Source organism: Bacillus cereus group sp. RP32 (genome assembly GCF_040459735.1).
GTDB lineage: Bacteria > Bacillota > Bacilli > Bacillales > Bacillaceae_G > Bacillus_A > Bacillus_A wiedmannii.
On record NZ_JARVHO010000001.1, the window covers coordinates 512,253 to 532,240 of the forward strand.

Genomic DNA, 19,988 nt, shown 5'->3' on the forward strand with positions numbered 1-19,988 from the left:
AGAAATAGACAAAAATAAAAGGAGGTTCCCCAAAGAGGAACCTCCGTAAACATCATACTACAGATGCGTTACGTTCCTTGTAATGGGAATGGGCAGACTACTCCCTTGAAAAAGCACGGTGCTTTTTTGGGAGTAATGCTATCCAATTGCTGGTCCATTACAAAGCAAATGTCGGCATACGTAGATAACGTCCTTTCTATCCAAATAGATTTATTCTTAATTATAACATAAGGGTTTGAAAATTCAAAATACTTACAGTGAAAAAACACCAGCTAAAACAGCTGGTGTCTACGATAAATTATATAAGTTCAAATAAAAATGAGCGTAATTCTTCTGCAATTTCTTCAGTCATAGAAAATGCATGCTCTAAGTAGCCTGGTTCGTTTAAATCGTCAGGACCGATGATTGCAAATCTATTGCGCTGCATATCAAGGACAATTGTTTTACCGTAATGACGATCGGAGTATAAAAGCGCTAAATCATGACGCTCATTTTCTCCCATAAAGCTAACGAAACGAGTTCTTGTAGCGACTGTATCGTCGTACAGAAAGAAACGTTCTTCCATACACATGGCTCCTTTATTAAATATCTAAGTTTAAGTGTGGTTTATGATCTAAATGGTGATGCGTTTTAATGAATCGTACCGTTCTTGTTTTGTAACGCATAACGATAGAATATGTTTCAGCTAAATCTCCGCCAAGGAATTTAACACCGTCTAATAACTCACCAGTAGATACACCAGTTGCTGAGAAGATTGCATCATCCCCAGATACTAAGTCATCTAACATAAGAAGTTGACGAGGATCTTCTAATCCCATTTCACGACAACGAGCTTCTTCTTCTTCGTTCATTGGAACTAAGCGAGCTTGCATTTCACCTTCAAGGCATTTTAATGCTGCTGCAGAAATAACACCTTCTGGAGCACCGCCAATACCTACGAATAAATCAATACCCGTTCCAGGTAGTGCTGTTGCGATTGACGCACCAACATCACCATCACCAAATAATTTTACGCGTGCACCTTTTGCACGAACACGGTCAATAATATCTTGATGACGTTCACGTTCTTGCACGATAACTGTTAGATCGCGAATCTTTTTATTGTTAGCTTCTGCTACAATTTCAATTGTTTTTTCAATTGGATCATCTAAGCTAATTTTACCAGCTGCTTTTGGACCAACCGCGATTTTTTCCATGTACATATCAGGAGCATGAAGAAGGTTTCCTTTATCTGCGATTGCGATAACTGCCATTGCATTTGCAAGACCTTTTGCAACGATGTTTGTACCTTCTAATGGATCAACGGCGATGTCTACTTCTGGACCGTTACCTGTTCCTAGTTCTTCACCAATATACAACATCGGTGCTTCATCAAGTTCTCCTTCACCAATTACAACTGTACCTGCCATGTTTACTGAATCAAACATATCACGCATTGCTGTAGTTGCTGCATCATCTGCTTCGTTTTTCTTTCCGCGGCCCATCCACTGTGCGGATGCTAATGCTGCTGCTTCTGTTACACGGACAATTTCTAGTGCGAGTTCACGTTCCAAGATTCCATTCCTCCAATTTCAAAAATCATACAAATATAACTATAACAAATAACGGAGAAAAGGTGAATTCGAAAAATTGTCGATTTTTTCAGAAGAAAGCGTTACAATTAAAATGTAAATGCTTTAATTTCCAGGTAGGTGACATTCATGTATTTTGTAGACAGAAAGAAAATAGAACAAATGCTAGTATGTTTAGAACGAGCAACAAGTACATTTCAAGAGAAAAAGATATATGAAACCGAGTTTGAATTTTACGCATTAGAACGTATAGCCCATCTAATTATTGATTGTGTATTAGATGTAGGGAATGCGATGATTGATGGATTTATTATGCGCGATCCAGGAAGTTATGAAGATATTATCGATATTTTGATGGACGAGCGAGTGATAAGTGCAGAAGAGGGACAAGGAATGAAAGAAATTATCCTTCTTCGAAAAATGCTTACGCAAGATTATATTCAAATGAATCATGATGAATTATATAAGACGATTCAAAAACATATTGCAGTGGTAGAGAAATACCCAGCAAATATTCGCAGTTATTTAGAGAAGGAATTAGGACCTGTATCTGCATTTGTACCAGAATAATTATGCTTATAAGATCCCCGGGACTGCCTTTTGGGGATCTTATATTGTATGTGAGAAAGTAAAGGGAAAAGGGAGAAGGGTTAAGCATGGGGGAAGCACGTACGACGAAAGATGAAATTGTACAATTGTTGAAAGTTAAGGGAGAGCACACAGTAGCGGAACTAGCTGACGTTTTAGAGATTACAGAAATGGCGATCCGAAGACATTTAAGTAATCTTGAGAAAGATGGTTTCATTTATTCTAAGATGGTAAGACAACATGTCGGAAGACCAACTTATTTATATGGATTAAGTGAAAAGGGAGAAGATACATTCCCGAAGGAGTATAAGCAATTTGCTATTGATATGCTAGAAGATTTAGCTCGAATGGGTGATGAAAAAATACTTCGTTACGTTTTAACAGAGAGAACGAAGCGAATGGAAGAACAGTTGCAAAAGCGAGTGAGTAATCAAAAGAATTTAGCATATAAAGTGCAAGAGATAGCAGCTATGCAAGAGAAAAATGGTTATATGGTTCAAATAAAGAGAGATGGAGAGAACTCTTTCGTAATTGAAAAACAAAACTGTCCGTTAAAAGAAATTGCAGAGAGATTCCCGCAAGTATGCGAAGATGAAAAAGAGATGTATAATCGTTTATTTGCAGGAGCAGATGTAAAGACGTTAGCAAACATGTGTGAGGGCGATTGTAGTTGTTCTTACCAAGTAAAAGAGAAAAAATGAACGTTATGGGGCGCTTTAAGGTAAAGCGTTTTTTTCTTTTTGAAAAGCGGGTAATATAAAAGTGGTATGATAGGTGAGAACGTTAGCATAGAAGGAGAGACATAATGATGTATAAAGGTTACTTAATTGACTTAGACGGTACGATGTATCGCGGAGAAGAACAAATTGAAGAAGCGAGCGACTTCGTAAAAGCATTAGGAGAGCGCGGCATTCCTTATTTATTCGTTACGAATAATTCAACGCGTAAACCAGAACAAGTGGCAGAAAAACTTGTTCGTTTCGATATTCCAGCGGAAGCAGAGCAAGTATTCACAACGAGTATGGCGACAGCGAACTTCATTTATGAACGTAAACAAGACGCAACTGTATATATGATTGGTGAAGAAGGCTTACATGATGCACTTGTAGAAAAAGGATTTGAACTTGTGGATGAAAATCCTGATTTCGTTGTTGTTGGTTTAGATCGTGACATCACATATGAAAAATTAGCAAAAGCTTGTCTTGCTGTACGTAACGGCGCAACGTTTATTTCTACAAATGGAGACATTGCCATTCCGACTGAGCGCGGATTATTACCAGGTAACGGTTCATTAACATCAGTTGTAGCCGTATCAACAGGCGTAGATCCAATCTTTATTGGAAAACCAGAATCAATCATTATGGAACAAGCTCTAAAAGTGCTGGGCATAGAAAAAAATGAAGCATTAATGGTTGGGGATAACTACGATACAGACATTTTAGCGGGAATAAATGCTGGCATGCATACGCTTCTTGTCCACACTGGAGTCACAACTGTGGAGAAGTTAACAGAATATGAAGTACAACCAACGCAAGTTGTGCATAACTTGACGGAGTGGATTGAGAAGATGTAATGAAGAAAGGCTGTTCCAAATTTGGGAACAGCCTTTTTTTCTGGTTATTTGCGAGCAACCCGATTTGTGTGGGCTAATAATCAGTTGTGAATCGCGTCGATTTTTGTCGGTAAGTCGATATATCTAGAAAATCGCTGATATAATCTGATTTGCGCTGATATATTTAAAAAATCGCTGATATAATTTTATTTAAAACGCACGATTTACTACTTCTTTTACCTCTTCAAGATATTGCTTACGCACACTGTCATCCACAGAAGGAACACTCGTATAGAATGTATGCCCAATTGTTTCAATGCCTGTAAATTCAAAAATACCAACATCTGCTGTTTTCTTCATTGCGTCAAACATACCGCCTGCTGTGTATGCTTCTTTCGAATTTCCCATTGTAGATAATAATAAGCCCTTTTTACCGCTTAATAACTTTTCAATACCGTTTTCACCGTAAGCATAAGCGAAGCCGTGACTAAATACACGGTCAACGTATCCTTTTAAAATAGCAGGAAGACCCGCCCACCAAACTGGGTAAATAAATGTAATGCTATCAGCCCAAGAGATATGCTCTTGTTCTTCTTTAATATCTTCTGGTGTGTTTCCTTGAGAAAATGAGATGAAATCGGAAGCGCCTAATACTGGATTGAAGTTTAATTCGTATAGATCGCGAACGCGTACTTCATGACCTTTTCCTTCTAACTCACGTTTTACAGTTTCTAAAATCGCATGGTTGAAGCTTTCTGTATTTGGGTGTGCATAAACGATTACATGTTTCATTGTTCTTCCTCCTATTTGTGGATATGTGAATAGTTTTTTATTTATGTAACAATTATGGTTACTTCTTTTGCGGAAGTCAAATGATACATATGTATGTATAAAAAGACGGCAAAAATCGTCTTTCTATACCCCACTCATACAAAGAACAAAGAAGACAAATAAAATGATGACAATACCAATGCCAAAGTTAAATACGAGGGTACTATCCATATATGTAACCTCCTTATTTGAAAGTAAAAAGCACTCTAGCCAAGAGTGCTTTTGTATTTTGAGTCTACTTCACAACTTTTAGAAAAAGATTCATGTGTGTAAAGAGTTACACTATTTTATGTATTTATACTTTGAAATGAGTAAGTCCTCGTGAGATATAAAAAAAAGACACTCTTTCGAGTGTCTTTCATGATGACAAAATGTGCCAATTGCTTGAGTTTGATAAGGCGCTAATATCCGTTTTAACGCCTTCTCTTTGATCAAGAAGTGTAGCAACAGCGATTCAAATAAATTGTACCATTTGTTTCATAGGTGTGCGTATGTAATTATGCATATTCCAATTAGAGGGAAATGAGGCGCGAAAAATGAATGAGTATATATAGAATATTTGATTAGGAGAGAGAAGGATGGATATACATAAGTTAACGGTAGCAGAAGCAAATGAGATAAATACGTGGACGTATGAAGAACCTTATGATTTGTATAATTTTTCAGGAGAGGAAGAAGCAATAGAAGAATTATTAGATGGGACGTATTATGGCTGTTGTGACGATAAGGGAGAGTTTATCGGCTATTTTTGTTTTGGGGAAAATGCACAAGTACCAGGGGGAAGAGATGCTCATTTATATGGTGGAGAAGATGTAATTGATATCGGACTTGGCATGAAGCCAGCGTTAACAGGGAAAGGGCTGGGGAACATATTTTTTCAAGCTGGGATAGCCTTTGCAGCGAAAGAATATAAGCCGAAGATGTTTCGACTTAGTGTAGCGACATTTAATACAAGGGCGATTATACTATATAAAAAAATAGGTTTTCAGCAAGGTCCTACTTTTTTGAGTCGGGGAAGAGAATTTATGCTCATGGAATATGAAAGACCGTCAGTATGAAACTGACGGTCTTTCATGTTTTATTCCGAATGCTCAGCTCTATGCGCTAAGCGGCTTGAAGCAGCGGCAGCAATTCCGCCAACGATATCATCAAGGAATGTATGCACCTTTCCAGATGATTTATCATTTAAGAATTCTAAAATACCAGGTTTTAATTTATCGATATATCCAAAGTTCGTGAAACCGATAGAGCCGTACACATTAACGATAGAAAGTGCAATCACTTCATCAATTCCGTATAAGCCTTCATCACGTTTTACGATATCTTGTAACGGCTCACTTAACATTCCTTTTTCAGCAAGGACATCGAGTTCGATACCAGTAATCAGTGCGTTTTGTACTTCACGTTTTGATAATACACGCTCAACGTTATAACGGCATTCTGACATCTCTAAATTTGGATGATATTTTTTTTGAAGAAAATGAACAAGCTCAGCAATATCGTCAATTGTTACACCACGTTCTTGTAATAGTTGTAATGCTCTTTCTTGTAGTTGATTTGATTCTTTCATGTTTATCACCTTTTTTTCTTTTTAGTATTTGTATACGTTTCGTTGCTTTATCATGTGCATAGGAATGAAAGGCGAGCACAAGCTCATATATATAAAGAAAAACCATAGGTGGCGACTGCGATGATTCATCATATTTATGAGCATTATCATATGCATGTTAAAGAATTAATCCCCCTTGGCCCCTATAAAAGCTTTTGGATTCGCAACAAAATTTATGTACTTGTTCCAATTGGAGAAATGGAGGAAGAAGTACTTGTAGAGATGAAAAAGCTCAGTGATTATATGAACCAGCAAGGGGATATAACTGTAGCGACTTTCGTTCCGACTATACACGGGTACTATGTAAGTGAGATAGAAGAACAAAATTACTGCTTATTAAAAGGTATGCGTGCGTTAGAACGACATGCTACATCATTAGGAAGTGAGCTTTCTATATTCCATAAACGAGGTGCATTCTTTCCAGAAGAAATCGAGCAATTAAGCCGCATAGGCGAATGGAAAGCGTTATGGGAAAAAAGGCTCGATCAATTAGAAAAGTTTTGGCAATCACAAGTGATGAACCACCCTACAGACGTATTCGATCAATTGTTTATTGAATCCTTCCCGTATTACTTAGGAGTTGCAGAAAATGCAATTCAGTATGTTGTCGATACAGAGATGGATGATACGCCGCAACTGACTGATGCAGCAACAATTTGCCAAGAACGATTCACACCTTTATTATGGCATCAAACGAAGCGTCTCAAACTTCCTTTCGATTGGGTGTATGATCACCCAACTCGAGATATGGCAGAATTAATTCGCTATATGATGATAGAAAAAAAGAAAGACTGGGAGCAAACAATCGTTCAATTTGTTACAGATTATGAACGGAATTATTCGCTATCCTCATTTGGTTGGCGCCTATTATTTGCAAGGCTCCTGTTTCCGCTTCACTATTTTGAAACAGTCGAACGATATTACCAAACGGGAAATGAAGAACAAAAAAGCATATATAGAGATCGCTTAGAAGCCATTTTACACGATGTGAACCGCTCTGAGCAATTTATGAAGCACTTTTATGGCTCACTTCGTTTACCGGTCGATAAGTTAGGGATTAGGAAATTAGATTGGCTATCTTAAAATATAAAAAAGAGACCGATTGAGGTCTCTTTTTTATATATCACAATTGTATGTAATACATTATGCCCCTACCTGTTGATCTGCACATATATTTAAAATGAATTGATGTCTTTCAATTTTTTCATTTACTTTACTCAATAATTCTTGCTGAATTTCTTTAAATAAAAATTGATAACTTACATTCCATGTTGGTATAACGGATGAAAGGTCTAATAAATACTCTTTTTTCTTTTCTAGTTCTTGAATTGTTAAGAAAGTGTTCCCCATCTTTGGCATGTGTCGTCCCCCTATGTTTTTTTCTGTATATGTGTGAACGATTCTATAGTATTAATTATCTCACTTTTTGAGAAGGATTTCCAATTTTGTTTTATGATGTTAAAGGAGAAGTGTTTTTTGAATAAAAAAAGAGACCCAAATGGGTCTCTTTCTAGGAAGCGATTCTGAACGAGCCGCTTCTGCTTTTAGATTAATATCTAGCTCCAGCGGCTAAAATGTTCGGTGGCTTCGCTTCTTCCGCCGAGGCAAAAAGCGCCTCTATGTCAGAAGCTCCATCCTCCTCACATTTTGAACGAGCCGCTTCTGCTTTTAGATTAATATCCAGCTCCAGCGGCTAGAACAGGAGGTCATTTCGCGCCTTCCTGTGAGGCAAAAAGCGCCTCTTCGTCAGGAGCTCCAATGACCTCCTGTTCTGAACGAGCCGCTTCCGCTTTTAGATTAATATCCAGCTCCAGCGGCTAGAACAGTCGGCCATTTCGCGCCTTCCTGTGAGGCAAAAAGCGCCTCTTCGTCAGGAGCTCCAATGACCTCCTGTTCTGAACGAGCCGCTTCCGCTTTTAATTAAAATACTTGTTCTACTTCAATAACGCCTGGTACTTCTTCAAGTAATGCGCGTTCGATACCAGCTTTTAGTGTGATTGTAGAACTTGGGCAGCTTCCGCAAGCACCCATAAGGCGTAATTTTACGATACCTTCTTCAATGTCTACTAATTCAACGTCTCCGCCATCGCGAAGTAAGAATGGACGTAATTTATCTAATACTTCTAGTACTTGTTCTTGCATATGTGGGTTTTCCATTTTTATCGACTCCTTTCATCAGTTTTATTATAATCAAGATAGAGGGGAAAATCTATTTTTTCTGTTCTTGTTTTAATGTCGAAATTTTTAATCATGTTTACAACGTGTTTTTTCAGTATAGGGGTATGGAATAAGTTTGTAAAATGATGTGCTTATGTACTAAGACATCTGAATATGCTGTTGAAACAAGAAGTGGGGGAGAAGAAATGGTTAATGTGCAAGTGTATGGGACGAAAGTAATTTGTGCGAGCTGCGTTGGAATGCCATCTTCAACAGAAACGTTTGAGTGGCTACAAGCGGCGATTGGTCGTAAATATGAAGGACAAGAAAATAAATTTAATTTCGAGTATATTGATTTTCAAGAAAAACAAGAAGATGAAGATAAAAAAGCATTCGCAGAGCGCGTAGTGGAGGAAGATCTATTTTATCCAGTCGTTCTTGTAAATGGAGAAATTGTTGGAGAAGGAAATCCTCGTTTGAAGGATGTTTACGAAGAAATCGAGAAATATTTATAAAGCAGGAAGCCTTTGCGAATTCGCAAAGGCTCTTTTTTATTGGAGGGATAGATGTGAAAAATAGAGTGAAGTATGCGTTACCAATGGAAGTACAACAGTTAATGGAGCGGTACACAGTAGAATTAAAAGAAATTTTTTTAGATGAAAAAATAGTCGGGGTATATATTTACGGCTCCATCGCAATCGGTGCATTTCATGCAGAAACGAGCGATGTTGATTTTATTACAGTAATAAGTGATTCCGTGAATGAAGCTGAAAAACAGCAACTTGTAGAACTTCATAAGAAACTTAAGAGTAGTACGTTAGGTAAAAGAATGGATGGTATGTATATTCCGCTTGCTGATTTAGGGAAATACAATGATGAAATGAATGAGTACGTGTATTGTGCAGATGGTAAAGCGAATATAGGTCATTGGGATATTAATGCGGTCACATGGTGGACGTTAAAAAATCAAGGTATTACAGTTACTGGGAAAGAAGCGGAAGATCTTCCGTTTCAAATAAAGTGGGACGATGTAGTCAATACGATGAAATACAACGTAGAACAGTACTGGAGTGAAAAAGCGAAGCAGCCGTATTTATTTTTCATAGAAGAGTGGGTAGAATCAGCTGTCGTTACGATGGGCCGTATTTTATATACACTAGATCATAAAACAATCATTTCAAAAGATAGTGGATTGCAATACTTGTTAGAACGTTCAGGGGAAGAATGGGAGCTTTTATTAAAAGAAGTAGCGAGAATACGGCAGAATCCAAAAGAAAAGCGAATGCTCTCAAGGTGGAGAAGGGCAGATATGACGAGGGAGTACTTATTGCATTTAATTGAAACATGTAGAGAGAAATGGTAGGGGGAAAACCGACGATACAGTAAATTGTATCGTCGGTTTTTGTGTTGAGAATGGTATATAATGGATTAAAAGGTTTAATTATACTGGAGGGGATAGGATGAATACAGAATTAGCTACTTATGAAGAAAAGAATGTAGCAATAAGTATGCGCGAAGTAATTAGCATGATAATAATTATTTTTGGGGTAATGTATGGAATTGGTTTTTTGAACATTATATATGACTCTTCTTTATATCCATGGTATGTAGATCATCTTATTCCACCTTTAACATTTCTTACTATTATTTTAATATATGCACCAGCAAGAAATTGCTGTGTGCAGTTAGTAAAATCAATGCAGTTTAATAATTTAAAACATTATGTAACGATAGTAATGACGATGATTGTACTACTTATATATCTTGCAGTATTAAATTTAGTTTTACCACATGGGCTTCGTGTGAATGAATCTAATATAGTAATAAAGCCTACTAAAAGTGAAATCATTTTATACGTAGTTGTACTCACCACTTTTGCACCGATTTGGGAAGAACTTTTATTTCGGGGGATGTTTTTCACGAAATTATCTCAGCGCTTTTCTACACTTAGTAGTGCCGTTATAAGTGCTGTTATCTTTACTTTAGGTCATCCCCTTACAGTAGGGAGTGTTTTATATATTTTTGGTGGTGGTATATGTTTAGCTTATACGTATAAGAAAACAAATAACTTACTCGTCCCATGGGGGATTCATTTATTAAATAATGCATTTTTTATATTAGTAAATTTTCAACTGTAAAAAGACGCCTTTTGAAAAGGGCGTCTTTCGTATTTTGTAGTAGGTAGAAAAGGCTTTACAAGTATTATGTAGAGGAAAGATAATAGAAAAAATATGTGTATGGGGGAAGATGATGAGTAAATATAAATTACATATAGATAAAGAACAATTATAGATAGTTTCATGTGAAACATTTTTATTATCAAATATACAAAATGATTAACTTAGTGCATTAAACGTATCATTCATAAGTATTCTAATATATTTAAAAGTAAAATGAAATAATAAACAGATAATTGTCGGAATATATTCGATTTTCGTTCGTTTTTATGAAATATATGTACTTTTTGTTAGATTCCTTCTTTTTATTTCTATAAAATACGCGTATGTAGAAATGAGAAAAGGATGATGTACGTGAGGGACACTGTTTTACAAGAAACAATTTCTCCGCAACAGTTACATACAGTCGTTCAAAAGAATACGGCGTATTATGACTTTAAGTGGGGAAAGATAGAAAATCCAGCGCAAGGAAATACGTGGAATTGGGTAGCCTTTTTCTTCCCAGTTTTTTGGTTAGCTTATCGTAAAATGTATAAGTTGTTTATTATACTTACGTTACTGGCGGTACCTAGTATATTTGTAACTCCTTTTATAGATATTCCAGATGGGATTTTTTTATCAATTGGTCTAGTTTTTCAATTAGGAATGATGATATTTACTGGATGGCAAGGAAACCGTTTATATTATAAGCACGCTGTCCGTATTTTACATAAGGAAGAAAATATGCCAGATCATGAGAAGGCATATTAATTACAATTAAAGGGTGGCGCTAGTTTTGCTTGTATGGTTGGTTTACACATCATAGTAGGGGTTAGTATTTGGCGGAGCCACGTTCGGACTCTCCTTTTTACCAACTGAACCAAATATAAAAAACGTTGTTCGTGCAAGTGATGAAGGATTTACTTTAGAGATAATGACGGATAATCCAACGTGGAAGCTTGTAACGAAAGAAAAAGATTATGATGTAGTAGAATTTACTGGTTATGATTATACAGAGAAGAAAAACGTAAAAATTAAATTTGCTGTTTATTTCGATGAAGATTATTTCGAGTGGCAAGAGGTATACGAGAATAATAAGAAGTTAAGTGAAGAAGAGTTGGAAGAGTATCAATTTTATATTGAAGAGAATGGTTGGGGGTTCTAGTGAGAACTCGTTCATTTTGAAAAGAAGGATCTTGTGAAGGTTCTTCTTTTTTATTGGAAACACCATACGAATTGAAATTTTGTAAAATAAAATAAAAAATGAGAATTTGAGGTAGGCTTGTCAATAACGTGAGACTATGGCACTATAAAGAAATGCTATACAAATTTTATTTATCGAGATGTAAACATCAATTTTGATTTTTACGTATAAATAATGAACGGAGGAAATGAATTTATGGCTACTTTACCTAATTGTCCAAAATGTAATTCAGAATATACGTATGAGGATGGCGTTCTTTTCGTATGTCCAGAATGTGCTCATGAGTGGGGCCAAGAAGCAGAAGCTGAAAATAATGATGGTGCAAAAGTTGTAAAAGATGCGAACGGAAACGTTCTTCAAGACGGCGATGCTGTTACTGTTATTAAAGATTTAAAAGTAAAAGGAACTTCTTCAGTTGTGAAGATCGGTACGAAAGTAAAGAGTATTCGTCTAGTTGATGGCGATCACGATATTGATTGCAAAATCGACGGTTTCGGAGCTATGAAGTTAAAATCACAGTTCGTTAAGAAGGCGTAAATAAAAAGAGGAGGCGATTAGCCTCCTCTTTTTATTGTCATTTTTTGTCGGTGAGTCGATATAATTTCATTTACCATGAACAGTGCACCATTTATCGCGCACTATAGTTAATCTCTTTCAACTGACACCGCTTATTAAAGAATGTTTTATATCCAAGCTGTAAGAAGATAATAACAGCAAAGGCAGTGCTTCCTGAAATACCAAGTATAATGGCGATTTGATATTGAATGGCTGTAAATGGTGATACACCAGATAAGATTTGACCAGTCATCATGCCTGGTAAGCTTATAATCCCCATTCCGATCATAGAATTGATTGTTGGTAAAATAGCAGAGTCAAAAGCGTCTCGTATGAGCGGCGCAGCGGCTTCTTTCGGTGTTGCGCCGAGCATAAGTGCGCCTTCAATTTGACCTCTTTGCGATTTCATATTATTTAAGAACGTATTTGCCCCGAGAGAAACACCTGTCATCGCATTCCCAACTAACATTCCCGTAATCGGAACGATATATTGCGGCGCATACCAAGGATCATGACCGATAATAACAAAGATAAATAGTAGAAGTGGCCCAATTGATCCGGCAACCATGGAAAGCGCGGCTACTCGTTTTAATTCTTTAGACATCGGGATGTTAACCCGTTTATAAATATTAAAAATTGCAAAGGTAGTAATAGAAGTAATAAGGGCAATTGTATAAAATGGATTACTATTTTCAAATACGTATGTAAGGACATATGCAACGAGTACGAGCTGAATCGTCATACGGAATGTTGCGAGCGCAATTTGTTTTTCACGCGGAATCCCTTTTAATTTTACAAGTCCAATTAAAATAAGAATAAAAATATATGCAGCGGCAAGTTGCCAAATTTGGAGTTCAATAACGCCCTTCAACTGAGAGCACTTCCTTTCTAGTTGCACCGTTTGTTTTACTAATTTCAATAATGTCGTCTGCAATTTCTTCTGGAAGTTGTTGTGAGTGTGTAATGAAGATAACTGTTTTTTTCTTTTCTCTTGCTAGCATAGTAAATTGTTTCATAACGCGGCGTTCTGTATCGCTATCTAGTGCCGAGGTTGGTTCATCTAATAAATAAACAGGTGGATCCATAAGTACGATACGTGCAAAAGCAAGTCGTTGTTTTTCTCCGCCTGATAATGAATCAGCGTTGTCTTCTAAATTTTTTTCTAAGCTAACAGTCGTTAATGCGCTTCGCAAGGCGTCATCATTTGGAAATGGTTTTTCAGAAAAACGAAGTCCCATTAATAGATTGTCTTTAATCGTTCCATCAAAAATAGGTGGCGTTTGTCCAAGCATGACTACGTCACGTCGTAATTGAATAGGGGGATAATCGGAAATTTGTTTTCCGTTATATTCAATTGTACCGGATGTTGGAGATTGCAAATCATTTAGCATGCGGAGCAATGTGCTTTTTCCGCTCCCACTCTCACCGATAATACATGTGATTTTTTCTTTTTGAATCTGTAAATAAGGAATTTGTAGTATATCTTTATATGTAACGTCTTTTAATATAAACATAGATGGCTCCTTTCTGATTCTAGTTCTATCGTATCAAAAAAGAGAGGATAACGGTTATAAAGAGCAACGTTTTTTCTTCGTCTTGAGTTCTATTAATAAGTTAAGTAAACGATCTAATTCTTGGCTGAAAGAAATCACTTTATCATGAGTGAATCCGTACTTTTCAACGAGATAGATCAATTCTTTCTTCTTCGCTTCTATTCGATCGTTTAGTTTCGTTAAGTTCATAAGTGAAATGGAATACCTCCTGTAAAAGTATTTACAACATAAAAAATAAGACCGAATGACTTCGGTCTTAAAGGAAATAATAAAACAACTTATAAATAGCATACACTGTTTATCAATAGTTTTTAATATAAAAATGAAAAATAAATCATCATCCATATTGAGAAAGATGTGTCTGATAATTATATTTTAACTCATAAAAGAGACTGCCTATTTAGTAGACAGTCTGTAAAGTATTAACCTTTATGATATTTGTACATCCAAAGAAGACCGGATTTTAATAATCTCGGTACACGTCCCATTAATGGTTGGTTTGCTAGTAAACCGAAGCCGTGCTTCTTACCAAGAGAGCCGAGAACACCTTTTAATTTAATTACAGGTAGTTCGTCAGGAAGTGGTTCATTATTCCAACGTTTTAATAATATTTGGACAATTTGCTCTCCTTGACCTTCAGCAAGTTGTGCAGATGGAGCGTGTGGAAGTGCTGCGCAATCTCCTACAACATACACGTTCTCGTTATTTGGAATATTGTGATATTTTGTTAAAACAACCCGTCCGCTACCATCTTGTTCAACTGGAAGGTTTCGAACAACTTCATTTGCTTGAATACCAGCTGTCCAGACGATTGCATCACATTCAAGTGGTTCATCGTGGTTGTATACAATATTTGGTTCTACTTTTGTAATGTTAGAGTTTCGTATAATAGTAACCTTATGTTTTACGAACCATTCTTCTACGTATCTACTTAATTTCTCTGGATATGGGAATAGAATTCTATCTTTTCGATCAAATAAGTGAATTTTTAAATCAGAACGGCTTTCGCGAAGTTCACTTGCAACTTCAACGCCACTTAATCCAGCACCAACGACAGCTACTGTTGCGTTTGGTTCTAGACTATTTAATTGTTCATATGTCTTACGTGTTTGTTCAATCGATTGTAGGCTATGTGTATATTCCTTCGCCCCAGGAACGTTATGATATTTATCCTCACAGCCAAGACCGATAATTAAATCATCATATGGGATTGCTTCGCCGCCATCGAGATGAACAGCTTTTTCTTCGAGATCAATATTTGTTATTGTGCCGTATTGAATATTGAGGCGTGGGTGCTCGGGAAACGGTATACGAATATGTGTTTCTGAAATAGTACCCGCAACTAATGCATAATATTCAGTTTTGAAGCAATGGTATGGTACTTTGTCGATTAATGTCACTTGTACATCATCTGGAAGTTGGTTGCTTGGAAGTAGCCGCTGCAGAATTCTCATTCCACCGTAGCCGCCACCTAGTATTACGAGGTGTTTCATGATGGATTACCCCTTTTCTGTTGAAATATCCCCTAATCATACAATTTTATATTAATAAAATATTTTGACTTTACTCAATCAAATTATATCGAATTTGTGAACAAATAACAATGCATGAATGAATACTCTGTTGTACAATAAGGAGAAAAGTAAAGTAAACTGTTTTTCCTTTTTAATTACTATTTCATTGCGAGTAGCATGTTATATAAAATAAGTCCATCTACTTTGAAGTGAAATAGTGAAGTAACTAAATAGTTTAGAATGTATAACGAAAACAACAAGAGACAGCTTAGTTTTCTTCTTATAGATAGTCAGAAGGTAATTTGTTTTGTAGTACAGGGGGGAGAATTTTGATTAAACCATTAATTGAATTTTGTGTAGGTAACCTTGCGAGTGGTTCACAAGCAGCTTTAGAGAAATTAGAAAAAGATCCGAATTTAGATGTAATGGAATATGGTTGTTTAGGATATTGTGGTATTTGTTTTGAAGGGCCGTTTGCACTTGTAAATGGTGAAGTCGTACAAGGTGCTACAGTAGAAGAACTTGTCCATAATGTATATGAGTATTTGGATGAAAATCCAATGTTTTAAGGTGTTGCAATCAGCAGCACCTTTTTCTATTAGATAAAATCTTCTTTCGCGGGGGAGGATAATATTGTATATAAATAAAAAAAGGCCCTTGTAGAAGGGCTTTTTTTCTTACACAATTTGTGCAAGAATGGCTCATCGCCAAATGTTGTCAAATATGAGAAACGGGGGACATTCATATTGTGTTCTAAAAGCGTGCATTTTATACTTAAAATAACAAACTATTTTTGGAGTGAATACAAATGAGCCAATTTTCTTTTACAAAAATGCATGGTCTTGGCAATAGTTATATATATGTAAATATGTTTGAAGAACAAATTCCTGAAGAAGATTTAGTTCTTGTCGCGGAAAAGGTTTCAAATATTAATACTGGTATTGGAGCAGATGGAATGATTTTAATTTGTCCATCTGACGTAGCTCCGGTGAAAATGCGCATGTTTAATAATGATGGTTCAGAAGGAAAGAGCTGTGGTAACGGTTTACGCTGCGTAGCGAAATATGCGTATGAGCATAAACTAGTAGAAGAAACAGTTTTCAAAATTGAAACGTTAGCTGGTATTGTAACAGCGGAAGTAACGGTAGAAGAAGGGAAAGTTACATTAGCGAAAATCGATATGGGAGCACCGCGTTTAACACGTGCAGAAATACCGATGCTTGGTGAAGGTGAAACACCATTTATTCGTGAAAACTTCTTATACAATAATCATCGTTATGCATTTACAGCTGTTTCAATGGGGAATCCGCATGCGGTTATTTTTGTTGATGATGTAGAGCAAGCACCTCTTACAACACTTGGTCCAGTCCTGGAGACACATGAAATGTTCCCAGAGCGAGTAAATGTTGAATTCGTCGAGATTTTGAATGATGCAGAGATGAACTTCCGTGTTTGGGAACGTGGATCTGGTGTAACACAAGCTTGCGGAACAGGGGCGTGTGCTGCAGTTGTAGCCTCTATTTTAAATGGGAAAATGGAACGTGGTAAGGAAATTATAGTTCATTTAGCTGGCGGCGATTTAATGATTGCATGGACAGAAGAAGGCAATGTGTTAATGAAAGGACCAGCAGAAGTAATTTGCCGCGGAGTGTATGAGTACAAGATAGAAGCGTAAAGATGTATAATAGAATGAGAACAGAAAGGATGGTGTATTTCATGATTGAAGTAACAGAACAAGCAGCTTTTCAAATTAAAGATATGTTAAAAGATGCTGAAGATGGAGAGAAGTACGTGCGCCTTGCTGTACACGGCGGCGGATGTACTGGCCTTTCTTACGGATTAGGATTTGAAGTAGAACCAAAAGAAGACGACACAGTTCTTGAGTTTTTCGGTGTTGAATTTGTTATCGATACAGAAAGTGCTCCAATTGTTAAAGGAGTAAAAATTGATTATAAACAATCTATGCTTGGTGGCGGATTTACAATCGATAATCCAAACGCAATCGCATCATGCGGATGTGGATCATCTTTCCGTACAGCGACGAATGCTGGTAAGCCAGAAGAGTGCTAAGTTTTTAGCCGAAATAGAAAAAGACCTTTTTAGCGATGGAATACAATCGTTAGGGAGGTCTTTTCTTTTTCCATAAAAGTCCAATTAGAAAGTGCTGATTAAAGTTTTACTTTATCTTTGCATAGATGCAAGTATCAGTTAGTTGTTTGCCGTCAGCTGAAAAATCTTCATTACGTAATACCCCTTCAAGCTCAAAACCTAATTTTTCAGGGATTGCACGACTTTTCGTGTTATTACATTCGCATCGTATTTCAATCCTTCTAAATTTGAATAACTGAAATCCAAGGTTTATTAACGCACTTACTGTTTCTGTCATATATCCATGGCCACTAAATTGCGTGTTAATCCAGTATCCAACTTCACATTTAGAAACCTTCCAATCAATTGCGTGAAGGCTAGCAGTTCCAATAAAATCATTCGTCTCCTTATGATAGATAAGATAGCGAAAGCTTTCTCTTTTCAAAAAATCTATATGTGCATTTCTCAGAAGAATTTCCGTTTCTTCAACAGTAGGAATGGACTGGAATAGAGACAACCATTGCTTTAATTCATGAATTGAATCTTTAATAGCTTCATGTACTACATTCCCTTCACCAGCTTGAAGTGGTGCTCGAAGAATGAGTCTGTCTGTTTCTATTTGTAACGGAACATCTAATAAAATAGGATTCATATTATTTCTCCCTTCAAAAGCTAGAAAACAATAAATATATATTCCATTCATTATTTAGAAATCCCTTTTCACATATTGAAGGCGGAATGACGGTTTCTAAAGTGAAGAAATAATTATTATCTTACAAAAGTGTAATGTTCATGTCATGTTTTTGAATTTCTTCTTTAAAGTTTAAGCTTTAAGATAACAATATAAGAAAAACACATGAGGTGAAGGAAATGAAAAGATATATTGCACTTTTTAGTATTTTAGTTGTATTTGCAAGCCTGTTAGTTGGCTGTGATTTAAATCGTATGGGTAAGGACGAGTATTACGTTCAAATTACAGTAGATGGAAAAGAGTATAATGGTAAGTCTGATAATGGTCAGCCTTATAAAGATTACCAATATAAACTAACTGGTTTTGATAAAGATGGTAAAGAGAAAGAATTAGAATTCACAGCTCAAAAAAACTTACGTAAAGATGCATTTTTACGTGTATATCATTCAGATAAAAAAGGTGTATCAGCTTGGGAAGAAGTGAAAAAAGACGAGCTTCCTGCGAAAGTGAAAGAAAAATTAGGCGTTAAATAAGAAAGAAAAAAGGAATTGGCGAACAGGGTCAATTCCTTTTTTCATTCTCAAAATCCTCTTCTGAAATGACTTTAAATCCGTGTCTTTTGAACAAAGCGGTTGTTACCCCGTAACCAGTTTGTTTATTCCCGTTAAATTCTCCAGTGTAAATTGTAGAACTACCACAAGATGGGCTACGTTCTTTTAAAATAATATATTCTGGGTGTAAGCCTTTCAGTTGTTCCAATGCTTTATAAGCACCATTTACGAAAGCTTCTGTAACATCTTCACCGTCTTTTGTCATCACTTTTGCTTTTCCATCCAAAACGTCATCGCCATTTCCACCAATAATTTCAGCTGAGGGACGAGGCGTCGGCAATCCTCCTAATACTTCAGGACAAACAAGTAAGGTATCTTCTCTTTGTAATAACTCCTCTATCTTTGAAACGAGATTGTCATTTCCATCATACCGACAAGCGATGCCACCTAAACAAGAACTGATTACAATCATATTTTCATCTCCAATAAAAAATAGTAACTATCACGCCAATTTCTCTTCCTGCCTCTTATTTATAAGTGAGGTGATAAAAATGGGAAGCTTATATAATTTAATGAAACCATATAGTGAATTTCGAAGTAAAGAAGAGTTTAATACATACCAAAAACAAGTTTTGAAATATTATCGATTTCAATTAAATAAAACGGATGCTACTATTATTCATTTTTTAGGAAAGTATGCAGTGAATGAGAAACAAAAAACAGTAGGAGTTGCTTGTCCGTTAATGGAGACGATTGCGACAAAAGAAAGACATAAACGCGGCGGATATAGTGCGAACTTATATGTATTTCTTATATCTGCAATTGACCGCATGGATGACCGTATGAAAATGTCCGCATGTGAAAGTGAGGATCGTGCAGCTGGCTGTAGTAAAAATGTGCAAAAAAGTGAGGGGGAAACAATTCTTTCTAAAAACATCCCACAAATAAAAGAGAATAGAAAAGAAACGTACGAACTTGATGAGACGTATTGCCGCCACGATATACCGAAGCCTTTTATATATGCACTTCTGCCGATGACGAGTAATCCGAAGAAGATTAATATATTTTGGAGTAAGGTGGAACTTGCATATCAAAAGAGCGGGTTACTAGAGCAAGGTGTGTTACTGGAGCAAATATTAGCTGATGAAGAAGTGTATGGAAATTTCATTTGGCGAGTGAAGAGTGTTGTGAGAGCGTATAAATATGGGGAAATCCGTAAAAATGTTAAGGCTCTTTTATACAGTACAGTGCGGGATCTATTTTTAGAGGTTGGATTAGAATGGGGAGCAGCTGTGAGAAGAAGTAAGGGGATACCGTTATTTGATCCGTTTAAAAAAGAGCCATGCGTATAACACATGACTCCAAGTG

26 protein-coding genes and 1 pseudogene are annotated in these 19,988 nt (G+C 36.3%); 15 read left to right on the forward strand and 12 right to left on the reverse strand.

Features of this window, described 5'->3' with window-relative positions:
- Positions 1-298: 298 nt before the first annotated feature.
- Positions 299-565 carry a DUF3055 domain-containing protein gene (locus tag QCI46_RS02485; protein WP_000392616.1) on the reverse strand — a complete coding sequence of 89 codons (267 nt, stop codon included), beginning with the start codon at positions 563-565 and terminating at the stop codon, positions 299-301.
- 16 nt (positions 566-581) lie between these two features.
- Positions 582-1,553 carry a class II fructose-bisphosphatase gene (gene glpX, locus QCI46_RS02490; protein ID WP_353839518.1) on the reverse strand — a complete coding sequence of 324 codons (972 nt, stop codon included), beginning with the start codon at positions 1,551-1,553 and terminating at the stop codon, positions 582-584.
- Between the two features lie 147 nt (positions 1,554-1,700).
- Here glpX and QCI46_RS02495 point away from each other — a divergent pair, with 147 nt between their 5' ends.
- The 3 genes from QCI46_RS02495 (at position 1,701) to QCI46_RS02505 (ending at position 3,732) form a co-directional block, all read left to right on the forward strand.
- Complete coding sequence (locus tag QCI46_RS02495) at positions 1,701-2,141, forward strand: DUF86 domain-containing protein (RefSeq protein ID WP_000274003.1); 441 nt, start codon at positions 1,701-1,703, stop codon at positions 2,139-2,141.
- 86 nt (positions 2,142-2,227) lie between these two features.
- Complete coding sequence (locus QCI46_RS02500) at positions 2,228-2,860, forward strand: helix-turn-helix transcriptional regulator (RefSeq protein WP_000503338.1); 633 nt, start codon at positions 2,228-2,230, stop codon at positions 2,858-2,860.
- 107 nt (positions 2,861-2,967) lie between these two features.
- Entirely contained in the window at positions 2,968-3,732 is a 765-nt protein-coding gene (locus QCI46_RS02505; protein ID WP_033662784.1) for a TIGR01457 family HAD-type hydrolase, read from the forward strand.
- A gap of 189 nt (positions 3,733-3,921) precedes the next feature.
- Here QCI46_RS02505 and QCI46_RS02510 read toward each other — a convergent pair whose 3' ends face one another.
- Positions 3,922-4,503: an NAD(P)H-dependent oxidoreductase gene (locus QCI46_RS02510; RefSeq protein ID WP_353839519.1), complete on the reverse strand. Its 582-nt coding sequence runs from the start codon at positions 4,501-4,503 to the stop codon at positions 3,922-3,924.
- Between the two features lie 617 nt (positions 4,504-5,120).
- Between QCI46_RS02510 and QCI46_RS02515 the strand changes: the two genes are divergently transcribed.
- Positions 5,121-5,600, forward strand: coding sequence for a GNAT family N-acetyltransferase (locus tag QCI46_RS02515; RefSeq protein WP_353839520.1), 480 nt, complete (start codon positions 5,121-5,123; stop codon positions 5,598-5,600).
- Positions 5,601-5,620: 20 nt separating this feature from the next.
- Here QCI46_RS02515 and QCI46_RS02520 read toward each other — a convergent pair whose 3' ends face one another.
- Complete coding sequence (locus tag QCI46_RS02520) at positions 5,621-6,112, reverse strand: phosphatidylglycerophosphatase A family protein (RefSeq protein ID WP_000665100.1); 492 nt, start codon at positions 6,110-6,112, stop codon at positions 5,621-5,623.
- Positions 6,113-6,232: 120 nt separating this feature from the next.
- Between QCI46_RS02520 and yutH the strand changes: the two genes are divergently transcribed.
- Positions 6,233-7,234 carry a spore coat putative kinase YutH gene (gene yutH / locus QCI46_RS02525; protein ID WP_048528362.1) on the forward strand — a complete coding sequence of 334 codons (1,002 nt, stop codon included), beginning with the start codon at positions 6,233-6,235 and terminating at the stop codon, positions 7,232-7,234.
- Between the two features lie 60 nt (positions 7,235-7,294).
- Here the strand turns inward: yutH and QCI46_RS02530 are convergent, their stop codons facing one another.
- Both QCI46_RS02530 and QCI46_RS02535 read right to left on the reverse strand, forming a co-directional pair.
- Positions 7,295-7,510 carry a carbonic anhydrase gene (locus QCI46_RS02530; RefSeq protein WP_088091984.1) on the reverse strand — a complete coding sequence of 72 codons (216 nt, stop codon included), beginning with the start codon at positions 7,508-7,510 and terminating at the stop codon, positions 7,295-7,297.
- A 561-nt stretch (positions 7,511-8,071) separates the two neighbouring features.
- Positions 8,072-8,308 carry a NifU family protein gene (locus QCI46_RS02535; RefSeq protein WP_000431159.1) on the reverse strand — a complete coding sequence of 79 codons (237 nt, stop codon included), beginning with the start codon at positions 8,306-8,308 and terminating at the stop codon, positions 8,072-8,074.
- A gap of 206 nt (positions 8,309-8,514) precedes the next feature.
- Between QCI46_RS02535 and QCI46_RS02540 the strand changes: the two genes are divergently transcribed.
- From QCI46_RS02540 to phnA, 5 genes and pseudogenes are all read left to right on the forward strand, one after another.
- Positions 8,515-8,823: a YuzD family protein gene (locus tag QCI46_RS02540; RefSeq protein WP_061679584.1), complete on the forward strand. Its 309-nt coding sequence runs from the start codon at positions 8,515-8,517 to the stop codon at positions 8,821-8,823.
- 53 nt (positions 8,824-8,876) lie between these two features.
- Positions 8,877-9,671, forward strand: coding sequence for a nucleotidyltransferase domain-containing protein (locus QCI46_RS02545; RefSeq protein ID WP_353839522.1), 795 nt, complete (start codon positions 8,877-8,879; stop codon positions 9,669-9,671).
- 97 nt (positions 9,672-9,768) lie between these two features.
- On the forward strand, positions 9,769-10,446 hold the full coding sequence (locus QCI46_RS02550) for a CPBP family intramembrane glutamic endopeptidase (RefSeq protein WP_087986030.1): 678 nt from the start codon (positions 9,769-9,771) through the stop codon (positions 10,444-10,446).
- Between the two features lie 387 nt (positions 10,447-10,833).
- Positions 10,834-11,629 (forward strand): annotated as a pseudogene (locus QCI46_RS02555) (DUF2628 domain-containing protein).
- 234 nt (positions 11,630-11,863) lie between these two features.
- On the forward strand, positions 11,864-12,205 hold the full coding sequence (gene phnA, locus QCI46_RS02560; protein ID WP_000212737.1) for an alkylphosphonate utilization operon protein PhnA: 342 nt from the start codon (positions 11,864-11,866) through the stop codon (positions 12,203-12,205).
- 91 nt (positions 12,206-12,296) lie between these two features.
- On the opposite strand, the gene QCI46_RS02565 is transcribed toward phnA, so the two are convergent.
- From QCI46_RS02565 to QCI46_RS02580, 4 genes are all read right to left on the reverse strand, one after another.
- Positions 12,297-13,094, reverse strand: a complete 798-nt coding sequence (locus tag QCI46_RS02565; RefSeq protein WP_353839523.1) for an ABC transporter permease — start codon at positions 13,092-13,094, stop codon at positions 12,297-12,299.
- Positions 13,078-13,737: an ABC transporter ATP-binding protein gene (locus QCI46_RS02570; RefSeq protein ID WP_353839524.1), complete on the reverse strand. Its 660-nt coding sequence runs from the start codon at positions 13,735-13,737 to the stop codon at positions 13,078-13,080. Before QCI46_RS02570 ends, QCI46_RS02565 begins: the two co-directional genes overlap by 17 nt.
- 54 nt (positions 13,738-13,791) lie before the next feature.
- Positions 13,792-13,965: an aspartyl-phosphate phosphatase Spo0E family protein gene (locus tag QCI46_RS02575; RefSeq protein WP_001054620.1), complete on the reverse strand. Its 174-nt coding sequence runs from the start codon at positions 13,963-13,965 to the stop codon at positions 13,792-13,794.
- A gap of 233 nt (positions 13,966-14,198) precedes the next feature.
- Entirely contained in the window at positions 14,199-15,269 is a 1,071-nt protein-coding gene (locus QCI46_RS02580; protein ID WP_353839525.1) for an NAD(P)/FAD-dependent oxidoreductase, read from the reverse strand.
- Positions 15,270-15,619: 350 nt separating this feature from the next.
- Between QCI46_RS02580 and QCI46_RS02585 the strand changes: the two genes are divergently transcribed.
- The 3 genes from QCI46_RS02585 to QCI46_RS02595 all read left to right on the forward strand — a co-directional run bounded on the left by QCI46_RS02585 (position 15,620) and on the right by QCI46_RS02595 (position 17,360).
- Positions 15,620-15,859 carry a YuzB family protein gene (locus QCI46_RS02585; RefSeq protein ID WP_000595024.1) on the forward strand — a complete coding sequence of 80 codons (240 nt, stop codon included), beginning with the start codon at positions 15,620-15,622 and terminating at the stop codon, positions 15,857-15,859.
- A 239-nt stretch (positions 15,860-16,098) separates the two neighbouring features.
- A complete protein-coding gene (gene dapF, locus QCI46_RS02590) occupies positions 16,099-16,965 on the forward strand; it encodes a diaminopimelate epimerase (protein WP_000077407.1) in 867 nt (288 codons plus the stop codon).
- A 41-nt stretch (positions 16,966-17,006) separates the two neighbouring features.
- Positions 17,007-17,360: a HesB/IscA family protein gene (locus tag QCI46_RS02595; RefSeq protein ID WP_000573830.1), complete on the forward strand. Its 354-nt coding sequence runs from the start codon at positions 17,007-17,009 to the stop codon at positions 17,358-17,360.
- 106 nt (positions 17,361-17,466) lie between these two features.
- Here QCI46_RS02595 and QCI46_RS02600 read toward each other — a convergent pair whose 3' ends face one another.
- A complete protein-coding gene (locus tag QCI46_RS02600; RefSeq protein ID WP_327959232.1) occupies positions 17,467-18,030 on the reverse strand; it encodes a GNAT family N-acetyltransferase in 564 nt (187 codons plus the stop codon).
- Between the two features lie 218 nt (positions 18,031-18,248).
- Between QCI46_RS02600 and QCI46_RS02605 the strand changes: the two genes are divergently transcribed.
- The gene (locus QCI46_RS02605; protein ID WP_353839526.1) at positions 18,249-18,602 is read left to right on the forward strand and encodes a YxeA family protein; all 354 of its coding nucleotides are present in this window, start codon (positions 18,249-18,251) and stop codon (positions 18,600-18,602) included.
- A gap of 28 nt (positions 18,603-18,630) precedes the next feature.
- Here the strand turns inward: QCI46_RS02605 and QCI46_RS02610 are convergent, their stop codons facing one another.
- A complete protein-coding gene (locus tag QCI46_RS02610) occupies positions 18,631-19,092 on the reverse strand; it encodes a 2-thiouracil desulfurase family protein (RefSeq protein WP_353839527.1) in 462 nt (153 codons plus the stop codon).
- Positions 19,093-19,171: 79 nt separating this feature from the next.
- On the opposite strand from QCI46_RS02610, the gene QCI46_RS02615 reads away from it, so the two are divergent.
- Entirely contained in the window at positions 19,172-19,972 is an 801-nt protein-coding gene (locus QCI46_RS02615; RefSeq protein ID WP_353839528.1) for a helix-turn-helix domain-containing protein, read from the forward strand.
- The last annotated feature ends 16 nt before the right edge of the window (positions 19,973-19,988 follow it).